The sequence below is a fragment of the Paramagnetospirillum magnetotacticum MS-1 genome, assembly GCF_000829825.1.
Classification (GTDB): domain Bacteria; phylum Pseudomonadota; class Alphaproteobacteria; order Rhodospirillales; family Magnetospirillaceae; genus Phaeospirillum; species Phaeospirillum magnetotacticum.
On the sequence record NZ_JXSL01000011.1, the window covers coordinates 1 to 15,725 of the forward strand.

The 15,725-nt window shown below is 63.2% G+C and carries 15 protein-coding genes; 14 read left to right on the top strand and 1 reads right to left on the bottom strand.

Going from position 1 to position 15,725, the window contains the following annotated elements:
• Nucleotides 1-172: 172 nt before the first annotated feature.
• Nucleotides 173-1,363, bottom strand: coding sequence for a DUF445 domain-containing protein (locus CCC_RS01620; RefSeq protein WP_201773275.1), 1,191 nt, complete (start codon nt 1,361-1,363; stop codon nt 173-175).
• Between the two features lie 228 nt (nt 1,364-1,591).
• Here CCC_RS01620 and mamH point away from each other — a divergent pair, with 228 nt between their 5' ends.
• From mamH to mamB, 14 genes are read left to right on the top strand one after another with little or no spacing between them, the layout of a single operon-like run.
• On the top strand, nt 1,592-2,887 hold the full coding sequence (gene mamH, locus CCC_RS01625; RefSeq protein WP_011383395.1) for a magnetosome biogenesis transporter MamH: 1,296 nt from the start codon (nt 1,592-1,594) through the stop codon (nt 2,885-2,887).
• Nucleotides 2,888-2,923: 36 nt separating this feature from the next.
• Nucleotides 2,924-3,133: a magnetosome protein MamI gene (mamI, locus tag CCC_RS01630; RefSeq protein ID WP_008620768.1), complete on the top strand. Its 210-nt coding sequence runs from the start codon at nt 2,924-2,926 to the stop codon at nt 3,131-3,133.
• A 5-nt stretch (nt 3,134-3,138) separates the two neighbouring features.
• On the top strand, nt 3,139-5,319 hold the full coding sequence (gene mamE / locus CCC_RS01635) for a magnetosome formation protease MamE (RefSeq protein WP_236686267.1): 2,181 nt from the start codon (nt 3,139-3,141) through the stop codon (nt 5,317-5,319).
• A 15-nt stretch (nt 5,320-5,334) separates the two neighbouring features.
• Nucleotides 5,335-6,507: a magnetosome protein MamJ gene (gene mamJ / locus CCC_RS21990; protein ID WP_269078860.1), complete on the top strand. Its 1,173-nt coding sequence runs from the start codon at nt 5,335-5,337 to the stop codon at nt 6,505-6,507.
• A 47-nt stretch (nt 6,508-6,554) separates the two neighbouring features.
• Entirely contained in the window at nt 6,555-7,598 is a 1,044-nt protein-coding gene (gene mamK / locus CCC_RS01645; RefSeq protein ID WP_041039444.1) for a MamK family actin-like protein, read from the top strand.
• Between the two features lie 55 nt (nt 7,599-7,653).
• Nucleotides 7,654-7,890: a magnetosome protein MamL gene (gene mamL, locus CCC_RS01650; protein ID WP_041039446.1), complete on the top strand. Its 237-nt coding sequence runs from the start codon at nt 7,654-7,656 to the stop codon at nt 7,888-7,890.
• Nucleotides 7,891-7,940: 50 nt separating this feature from the next.
• Entirely contained in the window at nt 7,941-8,897 is a 957-nt protein-coding gene (gene mamM, locus CCC_RS01655; protein WP_011383399.1) for a magnetosome biogenesis CDF transporter MamM, read from the top strand.
• On the top strand, nt 8,898-10,211 hold the full coding sequence (gene mamN, locus CCC_RS01660; RefSeq protein WP_009869049.1) for a magnetosome biogenesis transporter MamN: 1,314 nt from the start codon (nt 8,898-8,900) through the stop codon (nt 10,209-10,211).
• A gap of 40 nt (nt 10,212-10,251) precedes the next feature.
• Nucleotides 10,252-12,165, top strand: a complete 1,914-nt coding sequence (mamO, locus tag CCC_RS01665; protein WP_009869050.1) for a magnetosome protein MamO — start codon at nt 10,252-10,254, stop codon at nt 12,163-12,165.
• A 27-nt stretch (nt 12,166-12,192) separates the two neighbouring features.
• The gene (gene mamP, locus CCC_RS01670; protein ID WP_009869051.1) at nt 12,193-13,020 is read left to right on the top strand and encodes a magnetosome magnetite formation protein MamP; all 828 of its coding nucleotides are present in this window, start codon (nt 12,193-12,195) and stop codon (nt 13,018-13,020) included.
• Nucleotides 13,021-13,054: 34 nt separating this feature from the next.
• Nucleotides 13,055-13,708 (top strand): magnetosome protein MamA, encoded by a 654-nt coding sequence (gene mamA / locus CCC_RS01675; protein WP_009869052.1) that lies wholly within the window; start codon nt 13,055-13,057, stop codon nt 13,706-13,708.
• A gap of 49 nt (nt 13,709-13,757) precedes the next feature.
• Nucleotides 13,758-14,576 carry a magnetosome protein MamQ gene (gene mamQ / locus CCC_RS01680; RefSeq protein ID WP_082036458.1) on the top strand — a complete coding sequence of 273 codons (819 nt, stop codon included), beginning with the start codon at nt 13,758-13,760 and terminating at the stop codon, nt 14,574-14,576.
• Entirely contained in the window at nt 14,573-14,827 is a 255-nt protein-coding gene (gene mamR, locus CCC_RS01685) for a magnetosome protein MamR (protein WP_009869054.1), read from the top strand. The genes mamQ and mamR overlap by 4 nt, the downstream gene beginning before the upstream one ends.
• Nucleotides 14,824-15,714 (top strand): magnetosome biogenesis CDF transporter MamB, encoded by an 891-nt coding sequence (mamB, locus tag CCC_RS01690; RefSeq protein WP_008622631.1) that lies wholly within the window; start codon nt 14,824-14,826, stop codon nt 15,712-15,714. Before mamR ends, mamB begins: the two co-directional genes overlap by 4 nt.
• Nucleotides 15,715-15,725 lie beyond the last annotated feature (11 nt).

Consider the following 15,725-nt stretch of genomic DNA (forward strand, 5'->3'; position numbering starts at 1 on the left):
AAAAGAGTCTCGGGACCCCCGCCACAACCAAGCTTGCCGGCCATAAGGCAAGCGATCCTCAACCTCTTCATGCGACATCCACCCAGACGATGCCCTCACTGTGACAGGCTCCTTGCGGATGCTGCGGAGCCTAAAATGCCAAAGTAGTGCTAGAAGAACGAGCTGATGCACTCTAGCGCTGAGCCAGCGTCGTGACCGTGTAGATGGCCAATCCTACCAGGCCGCCGACCACGGTGCCGTTAATGCGGATATACTGAAGATCCTTGCCCACATGGCTTTCCAGCTTCTCGATCAGGAACGGGGTGCGCCAGCGCATGACCAGATCGGTGATCAGCGAGCCTATCAGCTCGCGTCGGGGCACCAGCAAGGCTTCGGTGGCGTCGCGCAGCCAGCGGTTCAGGGTCGCACGCATGGCGGTGTCGTGCTCCAGCCGTTGACCGATCTCGCGCAGGCCGTTTTCAAGGAGCATCTCCATGGTCTCGGCCTCCTCCATCAGGTGGTCGTAGGCGCTGCTTCCCAACTGGCGGAGATAGGCATCCAGGGCGGGATCGTCGAGAACCTGCATCTTGAGCTCCTCGATCCGCTGGGCAAAATGCGGCGAATTGGTCATGCCGTCGATGGTTTCGTGGACGAAGAGCTCGAATTTCAGCCGCCAGGGATGGTCGGGGGCGGTCAGCTCCCCCAGTGAGCCGTCGATGCCTTGGGCGACGCCCTGTGCGATCTGGGTCTCCACCCACAGCGGCAGCCATTCCGGACATTCCTTGGCGACCTTGGCGCGGATGAAGGAACGGTTCTGGGCGACGAAGGAGCGGGCCTCGGTCACCAGATGATCCAAGATGGCGTGGTGATAGCCGCGCCCCACCATGTAGGACAAGATGTTGGCCATGTGCGGGGCGGTGATGGCGGTATCGACCACCTTGCGCAGACCGCCGCCGATGGTGCTGCGCCACCGTTGCTCGCCGATTGTATCGACGATGGGGGGGAGCGATCCGGCGATCCGGGCGGCGATCATAGCCACCGTCTCAGGCCGGGCCAGCCAGCGCCCCAGCCGTCCGGCGGTATCGAGTTCCTCCAGCCGTTGGGCCAGCGCCTGCGACGCCAGCAGGTTCTCGGCGACGAACCGGCCGATGGCGGCGGCGATCCGGCCGTGATTGCGTGGAATGACGGCGGTGTGGGGGATGGGAAGTCCGAAAGGATGGCGAAACAGGGCGGTAACCGCGAACCAATCGGCGATGCCGCCGACCAGGGCGGCTTCGGCGAAGGCCCGAACCGGCGCCAGCCAGGGCCAGGCTTTCTCCCCCCAAACGGAGAATGCGAACACAGCGGAGATCAAGGCAAGCAAAGCCGTAGCATAAGTCCGCATGCGGGAAAGTCCGGCATGTTGCGTTCGATTATCGTTATCTTCTGGTGAAGAGAGCATCTGATCCGAATCCGAGGGCGGCGGCAGGAAATCGAGACTTCTTGTTTCGAGCATATATACGCAATCCGCTGCAGCGGCGGATTGCGGGGTACCTTCGTATGAACCCTGTGTTTATGTGTTGTCAACCGCCCCCGACTCGCTGTTATAGTCTGACCGAATCGGAGGTGATGGGTGTCTCGAGTGGAAGCGGCTGCGGCAGAAGTTAAAGTGCGCCAGCACAACGCCCTTTATTTGCTGTCGGCGTTGTGCATGGTTTTCATGACCCTGGTGGTTGCTATTCAGCCGCTATTCTTGCGAAACGTTCTTAATATCTCATTCGAAACCGCCGGCGCCGTCAATGCCAATGTGCAGGTGGTGACCGAGGTTCTGGATCTCTTCATCTTCGCCTATCTCGGCTACCTGTCGGATCGGATCGGACGGGTCAGGATCATCGTGGCCGGTTTTCTGGTCGCCGCCATCGGTGCGGTGATCGCGCCGCTCAGCCCCTGGATCGGCGGTGCCTCCATCGGGGCGCTGGTCGTCTATTACGTTTCGCGGGTCATCATGTCGGCGGGCAGCGGCGCGGTATGGCCTCAATTGTCGGCCCTGGCCGGGGATTTCAGCGACGACGACACCCGGGCGCGCCTGATGTCCAATACCGCGTTCATGATGGCCTTCGGGGTGACGCTGGTCTACGCTGTTTTGATGCAGATCCCGGCCCATGCGGGCATCGCCGTGACCATGCTGCTGACGGCGGCGGTCTCCCTGGCCGGTGCTTGGCTGGCGGGGAAATTCCTGGTGGATGTCGCTCCGCGCACCCAGGAAACCTCGGTTCCCTGGCGGGCGGTCTGGAGCTTGGTGAAGGCGGAGCCCCGCCTGCGCCTGGCTTTCGCCAGTTCGCTGTTCGCCCGCAGCGACATGGTGTTCGTAGGGCTCTTCCTCATGCTGTGGTTCATCTACTTTGCCGATCTGATCAAGGTCGGGCAGGCCGAGGCGGCGGCGCGGGCCGGAATCTTGATCGGGCTGATGGGGGCGGTGGTCATGCTCTCGATCCCGGTTTGGCGGTCGTTTATCGAGCATTTCGGCCGCATTCAGGCGGTTCTGCTCGGGATGGTGCTGTCCGCCCTGGGATTCATAATGTTGGGTTTCATCATCAATCCGTTTGACTGGTTCATCGTACTGCCCATCTTGTTGATTGCGTCCGGGCAGGCTGGTTGTTTTGTGGCACCTCAAATATTAACAGTTGACTACGCGCCTAGGGATTTGCTTGGGTCTGTGCTTGGTGCATTTAATGTTATTGGGTGTATTGGTATTATTTTCTTTGTTCAGGTCGGTGGGTTTTTATTTGATTATGTTGGCCCGCCGGCACCTTTTGTCTTTACTGGTGTTGGAAACTTGATTATATCAGCGTATGCATTGCGCCTGCTGAAACGCGAGGCGCGTGACGGCGGCGGCGACGACGCCCCAGGGGACGACGGGGTGGCGTAGCGCCATTCGCTCTGCATCAAGACTGGAGTAACGTTTATGCCAAGCGTGATTTTCGGACTGCTGGCGCTTGCCCTCGGATTGCTGGGGGTGACGGCATGGTGGTGGTCGGTGACCGAGTTCCTGCGCGGAGCGGTGCCGGTGGCCCTGCTCATCCTTGGCTTGGTCGCGTTGGCCTCCGGGGTGCAATCCGTGCGGTTGCCTCGTTCCAACAAGGGGACCGCTTCAGACCCTGACATCGATGGTTGATGGCCATGTTCAATGGTGACGTAGAAGACGGCGGGCGCGGCGATGCTTCCTGCGGCAAGGATCTGAAGCGCTATCTGATGCTCATGGGCGTGGTTGCCCTGGTCGTCCTGTTTGGCGCCTTCATTTACCGGCAGTCCTCGGGCGGTCTTCGTCTCGGCGCCATGTTGGAGCAGATGGGGCGGGGCACCGGCCCTGCCGTCAATGTTCCGGTACAGCAGGGCGGGCCGTCGGCAGCCGCCAATCCGGCCATCTCGGTTCCGGCTGGTGCCCGCGTGGCGCCGCCCTCGGCCGCCGGTGCTATCGCGACCATGCCTCCCATGGTGGATTTCGGACCGGCTCCCATTGGGGCCGGGGGGCCGTTCTCCAGCGTCGTCACCTTGCTGCGCAACAGCGTTGTCGCCGTGACCGCGTCATCGGCCAACGGGCAGGCCATGCCCGATCCCCTGGGCTTGGCCAACCCTGACGGACTGCCCCATTTCGCCAATCCCGCCACCCGCTCGGTGGAAAACATCGGCACCGGCGTGATCGTCCGTAACGACGGCTTCATCGTCACCAACTACCATGTGGTGCGCGGCGCCAATTCGGTGTTCGTTACCGTGCAGGACGACGTGGGCTCGACCCGTTATTCCGCCGAAATCATCAAGATGGACGAGGCTCTGGATCTCGCCTTGCTGAAGGTCGCCCCCAAGACGCCGTTGACAGCCGCCGTTCTGGGCGACAGCGACGGGGTGCAGGTCGCCGACGAAGTGATCGCCATCGGGACTCCCTTCGGTCTGGACATGACCGTCAGCCGCGGCATCATTTCCGCCAAGCGCAAGTCCATGGTGATCGAGGGCGTGACCCATTCCAACCTGCTGCAGACCGACGCCGCCATCAACCAGGGCAATTCCGGCGGTCCGCTGGTGATTTCCAACGGGACGGTGGTCGGCATCAATACCGCCATCTACACCCCCAACGGCGCCTTTGCCGGAATCGGCTTCGCCGTGCCCAGCAATCAGGCCCGCCTGTTCATCTTGGATGAAGTGGGCTGGCTGCCGACCTCCACCGCCGAAGGGGCCTCCATGGGCCTGGTGGCCATGCAGCGCCCCATGGGCGGCGGCGTGGGCGCGGCGGGTCCGGCCATTTTCGCCGGGACTAGGGCGCCCCACACCGATGGCCGCCAGAACATGGATTGCACCACCTGCCACGATCTGATTCCGGCCGGAAACGGGCGGCCCGCGCCGATGATGCCCATCGCCGCCCCGATTCCGCCGCCGCCGATTCCCATGGGCGCCGTCTCGCCCCATACCGACGGCCGTCAGAACATGAACTGCGCCAATTGCCATCAGATGCTGGGCGGTGCCGCGCCCATCGCCGCACCGGGACTCGGCGGGGGGGCTTACCGCTTCGCGCAGCCGCCGGGAAGCCTGGCCATCAATATTCAGGGGCCGCGCAGCGGGCAGTCGACCGCCGCCGGAACCGGCCGGGTCACGCTTTTGGGCGCCGCCTTGACTCCCATGTCGCAGCGCCTTGGAGCCCAGACCGGCGTACCGGTCGGACGCGGAGTGTTCATCTCCGGCGTCACGCCCAATACTCCGGCGGCGACGGCGGGGCTGCGGCCCGGTGACGTCTTGCTCAAGGTGGACGGCCGTCCTGTCCGTCTGCCGGAAGAAGTCTCCGCCATCATGGCCGAGATGCATGCCGGACGGTCGGTGCGGCTCGGCGTCCTGCGCGATGGCGATGTGCGCAACATGACCCTGGTCGCTGGACCCGCCGGTCTGGCCGCCGCAGCGGTCCAGGCTCCGGCCATGGCCGACATGGCGCAGCCGCCCATAGGCGGCATGGCCCCCACTGCACCCGGCATGGCCGCGGTTCCCGGTGGTCCGGCCGTCATGCCGAAGCCTCCGACCGAGTTCAACTGGCTGGGCATGGAGATCGAAACCTTCCAGGCGCCGCGTCCGATCACCGGTGTGCCGGGCGCCGTTCCGGTTCCCGGAGCCAAGGGGGCCCAGGTGGCCGAGGTTCTGGTCGGATCCCGGGCCGCCGTGGCGGGGCTCCAGGCCAATGACCTCATCCTCGAGGTAAATAATCGGCCGGTGGCCGGTCCGGCTCGTCTCGACGCCGCCATTAAGGGTGCGACGAATGCCGGGCAGCAGATTTTGCTGAAGGTCAACCGCAATGGCCAAGAGTTCTGGATTGTCCTTTGATGGTGGAGCTGGATAATGGCGAATAACCGGCGAGATCGCGACAAAGGTGACGGGAGCCAGGGTGAAGGCTTGTCGGCGGGCGGTGGAATGCCGTCGGAGCCCGAGATCGTCTCGGTGACGGTCCATCCCACGCCAACTTTGGCCGTGTCGCTGAAGCCGGCGCAGCAAGGCGATATTTGGGCCAGTTTGCTGGAAAGCTCGCCCTGGTCGGCCAATCACGGCGGCCGGATCGAGCCGGTTCAGCCGAGCCCCGCCCCCACCCGCCCCACGGAATCCCCGTCCGTCGGCGATCTGGTCAGCCGCTGGTCGCAGCCGATCTGGCGGACCCCCAGCCGCGTGGAAGAGGTCGAGACCCCGGAGAGCAATTTCGTCATCGAGTTGGAGGCGTCCCAGCCGATCACTTCGGATATCACGGTGTCCGTCTCCGATCTGGTGATCGAGGCTCAGCCGATCCAGACCACCGAAGCCGAGCCGGAGCCCGAGCTTCCGGTGGCCGAGCCCGAGCCCGAAGTCGTGCCGGTGGAGGTTGTGGCCGAAGCCGAGCCGGAGCCGGAGCCGGAGCCGGAGCTTCCGGTGGCCGAGCCCGCGCCCGAAGTCGTGCCGGTGGAGGTTGTGGCCGAAGCCGAGCCGGAGCCGGAGCTTCCGGTGGCCGAGCCCGAGCCCGAAGTCGCGCCGGTGGAGGTTGTGGCCGAAGCCGAGCCGGAGCCCGAGTTTCCGGTGGCCGAGCCCGAATTGGTTCATGAGGCGGCTGTTTCCGAGCCGGTGGCCGAAAGCATCGAGGACGCGGTGGCGGTTCCCGCCCCGGCGACTAATTTCGGTCTTGCCGAACTGATGCAGGCGGCTGCGGCCATGGCCCCGGTTTTGGCCTCTCCCCCTTCCGTTGCCCCAGCGGCCAAGCCCGTCCGGGAGCCCGCGAAGAAGAGGAAGGCTCCGCCGGTCAGAAAGAAGGCCGCCACGGTTCAGGACGTTCCCGTCGAAGACCTTCTCGGTGGAATTTTCGGGATCGCCGGTTCGGCGGTGCGTAGTGTCCTCAGTCTTGGTGCCGGGGTCGTCGGCGGCGTGGTCAAGGGGGGGCGTGTCATTGGGGACAACGTCGTCGCCGGTGCGCGTCGGCTGACGGGGTCCGCCGAGGGAAGTTGCGGGACCTGCTCCACGTCTCAATGCGATACGGTGGGCAAGAAAAAATAGCTGGCAGCCGTCAATTGGTCATTTAGCACGCGAACGGAGTGACAAAAATGAGTGAAGGTGAAGGCCAGGCCAAGAACAGATTGTTCCTTGGCGTCGACCTTGGGACTTCCCATACTGCGGTGATGTCGAGCCGGGGCAAAAAGTTCCTGCTGAAGTCGGTGGTTGGATACCCGAAGGACGTCATCGGTTTGAAGCTGCTCGGCCGCCCCTATGTGGTCGGCGACGAGGCTTTCGAGATGCGCTCCTACCTGGACATCCGCTATCCGCTCCAGGACGGCGTGCTGAGCGAGATCAGCGACCGCGACATCGAAGTGGCGCGGCATCTGCTGACCCATGTGGTGAAGTCGGCCGAGCCCGGCCCCAACGACGAGATCTGCGCCGTCATCGGCGTGCCGGCGCGGGCGTCGGCGGCCAACAAGGCGCTGCTGCTCAAGATGGCTCAGGAGGTGGTTCATACCGCCCTGGTGGTGTCCGAACCGTTCATGGTCGGCTACGGCCTGGACAAGCTGATCAACACCATCATCGTCGATATCGGCGCAGGAACCACGGATATCTGCGCCCTGAAGGGCACCGTTCCCGGCCCCGAAGATCAGGTTACCCTGACCAAGGCTGGCAACTATGTGGATGAGCGGCTCCAGAACGCCATCTTGGAACGTCATCCCGAACTGCAGATGAACGTGAATGTCGCCTGCGCGGTGAAAGAGCAGTTCTCCTTCGTCGGCACCCCCACCGAGGTTGCCTCGTTCGAGTTCCGCGCCGCCGGCAAGCCCGTGCGCGCTGACGTGACCGAGCCGGTGAAGATCGCCTGCGAGGCGCTGATGCCCGACATTATCGAAAGCATCGAGACGCTGCTGCGTTCGTTCCAGCCCGAATATCAGGCCACCGTGCTTCAAAACATCGTGTTTGCCGGCGGCGGCTCGCGCATTCGCGGATTGGCGGCCTACGTCAAGGAAAAGCTGCGTCCCTTCGGCGATGCGAACGTGACCTGCGTCAAGGACCCCACTTTCGACGGTTGCCGGGGCGCCTTGCGTCTGGCGGAAGAGCTTCCGCCGCAGTATTGGCGTCAGCTTGGAGACGTCTCCGGCTCGTGACGGGGGGAGAGTTCGATATGCGGGACGGGGATACGCGGCAGTCTAGGACAGTGGCATGGTAAGATTGATCGGATCGTTGGTGTTCGGCGGGTTGATCGTGCTGTTGGCGTCGTCCAACTCGCATATGGTCGAAACCCGCCTGGGACCACTGGCGATGATTGCGCCGCATTTCGTTGTTCTGGGCATAACGTTTTTTCTCGGTTTCGCCACCGGCATCGTCTCGGTGCTGGCGAACGTCATGACGCGGCGCAAGCAGAAGTCGCCGGGGAAGAGCATCGTCATCAAGCGCTGAATCCCTTCGCTTGGGTTGAAGGCGGGGTCGGGGCTTTGGAGTGAGTAAGGATGAGGAAGAGCGGTTGCACGGTCTGCAGCAGGAGCATCGGTTGGGTCGGCCTGGCTGTAAACACCGTACTGATGGTCATGAAGGCGTTCGTCGGTCTGATCGGCGGATCGCAGGCCATGCTCGCCGATGCCATGTATTCGCTGAAGGACATGCTGAATGCGCTGATGGTGGTCATCGGGACCACCATCTCCAGCAAGCCCCTTGACGCGGAGCATCCCTACGGCCATGGCAAGGTCGAATTCATTCTGTCCATGGTGGTCAGCGTCGTTTTCATCGGACTGACCGGCTATCTGCTGGTCCACGCCGTCCAGATCTTGTTGGATGAAAGCATGCACCGCACCCCGCATCTGATCGTGCTGTGGGCGGCGCTGGTTTCCGTCGGCGTCAATGTGGCCATGTATTTCTACTCCCGCTGCGTCGCCATCGAGACCAACAGTCCCATCATCAAGACCATGGCCAAGCATCACCATGGCGACGCCACCGCTTCGGGGGCCGTGGCGCTGGGTATCATCGGCGCCCATTACCTCAACATGCCGTGGATCGATCCGGCGGTCGCCCTGTGGGAAACCATCGACCTGCTGCTGCTGGGCAAGGTCGTCTTCATGGATGCCTATCGCGGCCTGATGGACCATACCGCGGGCGAGGCGGTGCAGAACCGCATCGTCGATACGGCGGAGCGGGTCCCCGGCGTGCGCGGCGTGATCCATCTGCGCGCCCGCTATGTGGGCCAAGACATCTGGGCCGACATGATCATCGGCGTCGATCCCGAGCATACGGTGGAGCAGGCCCACGACATTTGCGAGGCGGTTCAGGCCGCGGTCTGCGGCAAGATGCGCCGTATCGAATCGCTGCATGTCAGCGCCGAGGCGCGAGAAGCCGGAGATACAAGCAAGCCGACATTCTCGGAAGAGCCGCTGACTTACGATGAAGTCATGTTGTCGAAGGTGGATAACTAGATGATCGGACTTCTCACCCTTGCCGTGTTCGTCGCGACGTTCGCCGTTATCTATCGGTGGGCGGAGGGCAGCCATCTGGCCGTTCTGGCCGGGGCGGCGGCATTGGTGATGATCGGAACCATCAGCGGCAGCTACACGCCGGTCATGGCGCTGCGCTCCGTCTATTTCGAGACTCTGGCCCTGATCTTCGGCATGGCGGCCATTTCCGCCCTCCTGGCCCGCTCCGGCGTCTATGCCTATCTGGCGGCCGGAACGGCGGAACTGTCCCAGGGCCAAGGGCGCTGGATCTTGGTGATGATGGCGCTGGTGACCTACGGGATTTCGCTGGCCAGCAACTCCTTGGTGACGGTGGCGGTGGTGGTTCCGGTGACCTTGACGGTGTGCTTTCGCACCGGCATCGACCCCGTGCCGGTCATCATCGCCGAGATTATCGCCGCCAATCTGGGCGGGGCCTCGACCATGATCGGCGACTTCCCCAACATGATTCTGGCCTCGGCGGGCAAGCTTCACTTCAACGATTTCATCGCCGGGATGATGCCTGTCTGCCTGATCTTGCTGGCGGTGATGCTGGTATTCTTCGAGCGGCGTTTGGGCGACTGGAAAGGCTCGGAAATTCCGGTGGATCCGGTCTGGGCCCGGGGCGAGGCGCTACGTCACAGTGCCATCGACCGTCGGCTTTTGAGTTATGGACTGATCATTTTCGGCGTCACCGTCGCCGGTTTGATCCTGGCGGGGCCGCTGAAGGTGCGGCCGGGCTGGATCGCCTTTGTCGCCGGGGTGACGGCGCTTGGATTGGGCCGCTTCAGGGATGACGAGTTTTTCTCGGCCTGCGGCGGCACCGACATCTTGTTCTACGGCGGCCTGTTCGTGATGGTGGGGGCCTTGACCTCGGTGGGGATTCTCGACTGGGCGGTGAACTGGCTCGAAGGCATTACCGCCGCCCATGATCGCGTCCGCGCCATCCTTTTGATGTGGATGGCCGCCGCCGTCACTATTTTCGTGGGCGGCGGCACCTCGGCGGCGGTCTTCGCCCCGGTGGCGGCGACGCTTCGCCTGGACGGGGACGGTCAGGCGGCTTGGTGGGCGCTGGCGCTGGGCATCATGGCGGGGTCGGTGGCTGCGCTGCCGGGCGCCACGGCGGGATCCCTGGCCATGACTCAATATTCCGGCTTCGTGAAGCGGCATCCGGAACTGGCATCCGCCGCCGCCGCCGGTCTGCAATTCACCCATCGGGAATATGTCCGCTGGGGCATGCCACTGATGGGGATCTTCTTGGTTCTGGGGACAGTCTATATCGCTGTTCTCGTGGGATGAGAGATGACGACAGGAATCCGAATGAGCTTGGAACTCAGCCATGATTGAAGTCGGCGAGACCATGGGCGAATTGCCCACCAACAAGATCGTGTTTTGCGAACGGTCGTGGAAGACGCCTGTCTCGATCCTGGCCTTCTTGATCTTCGTGACCTTCGCCTGGGGGATCTATCTCCTGGACCATTACGACGAGGACGACAATTTCCATGGGGCCGACGATCTGTCGGTGGGTCAGTTCCTGGTGCGCAACATCGCCATGCCGCATGTGCAGCGGCTGTATCACACGGTTCCCCCTGCTGTGGTCGGGGTCGGCGGCGGCGGGGTCAATGCCGGTCCGGTGGCCTCGGGGGCCATCGTGGGGGCCAACGGCTATGTGATCACCACCTTGCATTCGGTGTCCAATCTGCCGGAGATTTCGGTCCAGGTGGCGACGACGGGTGGGATCCGGCGCTTTCCGGCCCAGGTGGTGAAGACCATTCCGGGGCATGATCTGGCGCTGCTGAAGATGCAGACCACCGAGAAGTTCCTGCATTTCCGCATGGCCGACGTCCAGACGGTGGTGCCGGGTCAGCAGGTCTTCGCCTTCGGCCGCAACATGGCGGGGGCGCCGCTGGTGCGCCAGGGCCTGGTGCAATCGGCGGATGCGCCGCTGGCGGTGGGGGCGACCCAGATCACCCATCTGCTGCGTTCGGACGCGGTCTACAGCTGGGAACAGACCGGCGGCCCGCTGGTCAACGCCCAGGGTGATCTGGTGGGCATCAACATCGCCGCTACCGGCCCCACCGGCAAGGTGGAAGGCTTCACGGTGCCGGCCCAGGTGATCGTGTCCCATCTTCAGGACGTGGTTCGCTTCAAGAAGGGCTCCGCCACGGCACCCGGCCAACCTCAGACTCAGACCGTCGCTGCCGGTTCCACCAATTGGTGGTCCAAGGCCCGTGCGGTGGTCGGGGGACCGACAGCCATTCCGGGGATGGGCATGAACGTCGTGCAAGGCAATGTGGTCAAGGGCAATGTCGCGCCGTCCATTCCCTCGGGCATGCCCTTCATCGACACAGACCATGTCGGGGGTGCAAAGATCGGCGGATACTCCGTCGCCGATATCGTCGGCCTGGTCATGCTCGCCTTGGCGGCGGGTGTCACCGGCGGCATGATGACCATGGGCGGCGGCGTGCTCCAGGTCGCCGGTATGATGGTCTTCTTCGGCTATGGCATGTATCTGATCCGCCCGGTGGTCTTTCTGACCAATGTGGTGGTGTACGGTGCCGCCTCATTGCGCAACGACAAGGCTCAACTGGTCCAGTGGGACAAGGTCAAGCCGCTGATTCCCTGGGGCATCGCCGGCGTGATCCTGGGCTATTTCATCGGCAACGCCATCGGCGATTCTGTGGTGGGTATTCTACTGGGCCTGTTCGCTCTGATCATGGCGGGCAAGGCGGTCATGGAAATTCTTCAGCCCAATGCCGGCGAGGAAACGGCCGAGTCCATTTCCGCCGCAGAGGCTGAAGACGAGATGGACGAATTGATGGCTTTGGCAGACGGCACCTCCAGGCCCAAGGCCAGCGGCCTTGCCTTGCCGGAAGGCCATGCCCGTTCCGCGGTGTTGGGGCTGCCCATGGGTCTGTTCAGCGGTATTCTCGGCATCAGCGGCGGCGTCATCGAGGTTCCGCTGCAGCGCTATGTGGGACGCATCAGCCTGCAAAACGCCATCGCCAACAGTTCGGTCCTGGTGTTCTGGGCCTCGGTGGCCGGTTCGGTGGTGGCCTTCCTCCACGGATCCAGCACGGGTCTGATTCATTGGGAAGCGCCGGTGACCCTGGCCCTGGTGATGATTCCCGGCGCCTATGTGGGCGGCATCATCGGAGCGCGCCTGATGCGGGTCTTGCCGGTGCGGGTGCTCAAGGGCGTGTATGCGGCGACCATGGCCGCTATCGCTCTCAAGATGCTGACCTCGGTGTGATGATCATGATGCTGGGATTGGCCGGACATGAATAGCAAGGTGGCGCTTCTGGTCGTGGGACTGGCCGTTGTTCTGGCGCTCGTCATCGGGCGGCAGGGGCCGGTCGCGCCCCAGGCCACGAATACGCAGTCCCAGGCGGTGGCAGCAGGGCCGGTCGCGGCGCCTGTGGCCTTTCCCCAGCCCCTGTATCCCCAGGCGGCCAATGTTGCCATGCCGGTGGAGCCCGATCCTGCGGCGGGCGGCGGGACCGCGCCGGCGACGGAATCGCCGCTGCCCAACTTCGTTCCGCGCAAGCTGAAGGTGTTCGAAGGGCATTGGCAGGGCATGGACGGTCGCCTGATGACCGAGGAACTGGCCCGCAAGCTGAACTATCCGCGCGGCCTGCAGGGGGTTTTGCTGGGCGAAGTCACGCTGAACGCGGCGTTTTCCGGGCTTTTGGCCGGCGATGTCATCGTCAGGATCGACGATACCCCGGTCACCGACATTGAGAGTTTCAAGGCCGCCAGCCGGACCGTGGCCAACCGCTCCGAAGCGCGGATCAGCGTGCTGCGCAAGGACAACCGGCCGGGGGCTCCGGTGGTGCGCAAGCTGACGGTGGTCCTGCGCGAGGCCGAGGGCGGCCTGGGCTTCGCCCAGTTGGAAGGCGCGCCCATGATCCTGGCGGGCGATCCGCGCCCCCACGGCTATCGCGGCGCCTGCACCGATTGCCACCCCATCGGCCAGGGGTTCGAGTTGACCCCCGACCCAGATTTGATAAGCCTGCCCCCGCCGACGATCACGCGTGATATGGTCGCCCGGAGCGTCAATCCTCACGAAGTGCGCGGGCCGTGCGAAGCCTGCCACGTCATAAAGTGATCAGAGCCACCTGATTAGGATTTTGGAGAACACTATGTCTAGCAAGCCGTCGGATATTCTTGACGAGGTCACTCTTTACGCCCACTACGGCCTTTCGGTGGCGAAGAAGCTCGGAATGAACATGGTCGATGCGTTCCGTGCGGCCTTTTCCGTCAACGACGACATCCGCCAGGTGTATTACCGCGACAAGGGCATCTCTCACGCCAAGGCCGGGCGCTATTCCCAGGCCGTCATGCTGCTGGAGCAGGTCTACGACGCCGATGCCTTCGATGTGGATGTGGCTCTGCACCTGGGAATCGCCTATGTGAAGACCGGCGCCGTCGATCGCGGCACCGAACTACTCGAACGTTCCTTGGCCGATGCGCCCGACAACGTGAAGGTGGCGACCGTTCTCGGCCTGACCTATGTGCAGGTGCAAAAGTACGATCTGGCCGTTCCGCTGCTGATCAAGGTGGCCGAGGCCAATCCCATCAATTTCAACGTCCGGTTCCGTCTGGGCGTGGCGCTGGACAACCTCGGCCGCTTCGACGAAGCCATCGACAGCTTCAAGATCGCGCTGGGCCTGCGTCCCAATGAAGGCAAGGTGCATCGCGCCATCGCCTTCAGCTATGAGCAGATGGGCCGGCACGAGGAAGCCTTGCCGCATTTCAAGAAGGCCAATGAACTTGACGAAGGGGCCTCGGTCTGAGGCCGTATGAGGGGCATTTCCTTCATACGACGAGCTTAGAGAGGCGGATATGGCATTAGGCGACGCGAATGTTGGTTCGGCCCCTGGGGTCGACTTCAGTGCGCTGCAACGGGTGAAGCAGTCGGAGGAGCTGCTTGCCCATTTGTACGTGGTGGAGGAGACGCCTCGTCGTTTGGGGCGTGGGCCGGTGCACGCTCTTATGGTCATATCGGTTTTGTCGGTTGTTGCGTTCATCGCGACGTTGCTGATGCGCTACAACACCTTCGTGACCATGTCGGAAGACACGCAGGCGAAGCGGTCCAATTACGAGGTGATGATCCAGCGCCGGGACAATCTGTTCGGCAATCTTGTGAAGCTGACGCTGAACCATGCGGCATTGGAGCACTCGATCTTCTCGCATACCTCGGACAAGCGGACCGAGGGCGTTGAGGCGGGCAAGGGCGGCCCTATCGGCTCGGCGCTGGAGCAGCTGATGAAGCAGGGCGGGATCGGCAAGCTTCTGGGCGATATTGGGGGCGGCAAGGCGCTGCTGGGGGCCGACGGAGGCTTCGGCAATGCGCTGGGCCGTTTGATGGCGGTGGTGGAGCAGTATCCGACCATCCAGTCGGTGGACACCTACAAGCATATGATGACGTCGCTGGTGGAGATGGAAGACCGCATCGCGACGCGTCGGGAGGATTACAACGCCGCTGCCTCGACCTACAACATCGAGATCACCAAGTGGCCGTGGAACTATCTGGCGTTCATCTCCGGGTTCAAGCGGGCGGAGTATTTCCAGGAAAAGCCGGCGGGCGACACGCCGATCATCACGCCGCAGCTGTTCCAGGAACTGTTGCCTCTCAACCATGCGCAGGACATCAAGAAATGATCTGGACGGCGGTGATCAAGGGGAGCGCGCTGGTGACCTTCGTGCAGGGCGCCATGGTGCTGGTGGACAAGATCTTCGGCGAGGAGATATTGCCGCACCGGATCTACAGCAGCGCGGAAGCCGCGCAATTGCTGGGGATGGACCGTCTCGAGGTTCTGGGCCTGATCCGTTCGGGAACGATCAAGGCGAAGAAAGTGGGCGATAATTATCGTATCCTGGGCTCCAATCTTGTGGATTACATGAACCGATGAAGTTCGAAAATTGCAGGGATTGCCGCGAGGAAGTGGTGTGGTGGGCCTTTACCGCCGACATCTGCATGACCCTGTTCAAGGGGGTTCTCGGGCTGATGAGTGGCAGCGTGGCGCTGGTGGCGGATTCGCTGCATTCGGGGGCGGACGTGGTGGCCAGCGGGGTGACCCAGCTCAGCTTGAAGATTTCGAACAAGCCGGCGGATGAGCGCTATCCGTTCGGCTACGGCAACATCCAATACATCTCGTCGTCCATCGTGGGCTCCTTGCTGCTGATCGGGGCCAGCTTCTTGATGTACGGCTCGGTGATGAAGCTGATCTCGGGGACCTACGAGGCGCCGAGCATCTTCGCGGCGGTTGGGGCGTCGGTGACGGTGATCGTCAACGAGCTGATGTATCGCTACCAGATCTGCGTGGGCAACGAAAACAACAGCCCGGCCATCATCGCCAATGCCTGGGATAACCGGTCCGACGCCATCTCGTCGGCGGCGGTGATGGTCGGCGTGATCGCCTCGGTGATCGGCTTTCCCATCGCCGACACCATCGCGGCCATCGGTGTCTCGGCCCTGGTGGGACGCATCGGCCTGGAACTGATCGGAACCTCGATCCACGGCCTGATGGACAGCTCGGTGGATACGGAACTGCTGCAGACCGCCTGGCAGGTGGCCATGGACACGCCCATGGTCCACAGCATCTATTTCCTGCGCGGTCGCCATGTGGGCGAGGACGTGCAGTTCGACATCCGCCTGCGGGTCGATCCCAATCTGCGCATCAAGGACAGTTCCATGGTGGCCGAGGCGGTACGCCGGCGCATCCAGGAGGAAATCCCCCACGCCCGCGACATCCGCCTGTTCGTCAGCCCGGCGCCCGCCGCCGCGGCACGGGCCTGAGTGAGAGAGGG

Excerpts from the sequence above, each read along its gene's own strand:
- mamB (WP_008622631.1), top strand. The coding sequence starts at position 14,824 with ATGAAGTTCGAAAATTGCAGGGATTGCCGCGAGGAAGTGGTGTGGTGG.
- mamJ (WP_269078860.1), top strand. The coding sequence starts at position 5,335 with ATGGCGAATAACCGGCGAGATCGCGACAAAGGTGACGGGAGCCAGGGT.
- mamQ (WP_082036458.1), top strand. The coding sequence starts at position 13,758 with ATGGCATTAGGCGACGCGAATGTTGGTTCGGCCCCTGGGGTCGACTTC.
- mamI (WP_008620768.1), top strand. The coding sequence starts at position 2,924 with ATGCCAAGCGTGATTTTCGGACTGCTGGCGCTTGCCCTCGGATTGCTG.
- mamE (WP_236686267.1), top strand. The coding sequence starts at position 3,139 with ATGTTCAATGGTGACGTAGAAGACGGCGGGCGCGGCGATGCTTCCTGC.
- mamN (WP_009869049.1), top strand. The coding sequence starts at position 8,898 with ATGATCGGACTTCTCACCCTTGCCGTGTTCGTCGCGACGTTCGCCGTT.
- mamP (WP_009869051.1), top strand. The coding sequence starts at position 12,193 with ATGAATAGCAAGGTGGCGCTTCTGGTCGTGGGACTGGCCGTTGTTCTG.
- mamL (WP_041039446.1), top strand. The coding sequence starts at position 7,654 with ATGGTAAGATTGATCGGATCGTTGGTGTTCGGCGGGTTGATCGTGCTG.
- mamA (WP_009869052.1), top strand. The coding sequence starts at position 13,055 with ATGTCTAGCAAGCCGTCGGATATTCTTGACGAGGTCACTCTTTACGCC.
- CCC_RS01620 (WP_201773275.1), bottom strand. The coding sequence starts at position 1,363 with ATGCGGACTTATGCTACGGCTTTGCTTGCCTTGATCTCCGCTGTGTTC.
- mamM (WP_011383399.1), top strand. The coding sequence starts at position 7,941 with ATGAGGAAGAGCGGTTGCACGGTCTGCAGCAGGAGCATCGGTTGGGTC.
- mamO (WP_009869050.1), top strand. The coding sequence starts at position 10,252 with ATGATTGAAGTCGGCGAGACCATGGGCGAATTGCCCACCAACAAGATC.
- mamR (WP_009869054.1), top strand. The coding sequence starts at position 14,573 with ATGATCTGGACGGCGGTGATCAAGGGGAGCGCGCTGGTGACCTTCGTG.
- mamK (WP_041039444.1), top strand. The coding sequence starts at position 6,555 with ATGAGTGAAGGTGAAGGCCAGGCCAAGAACAGATTGTTCCTTGGCGTC.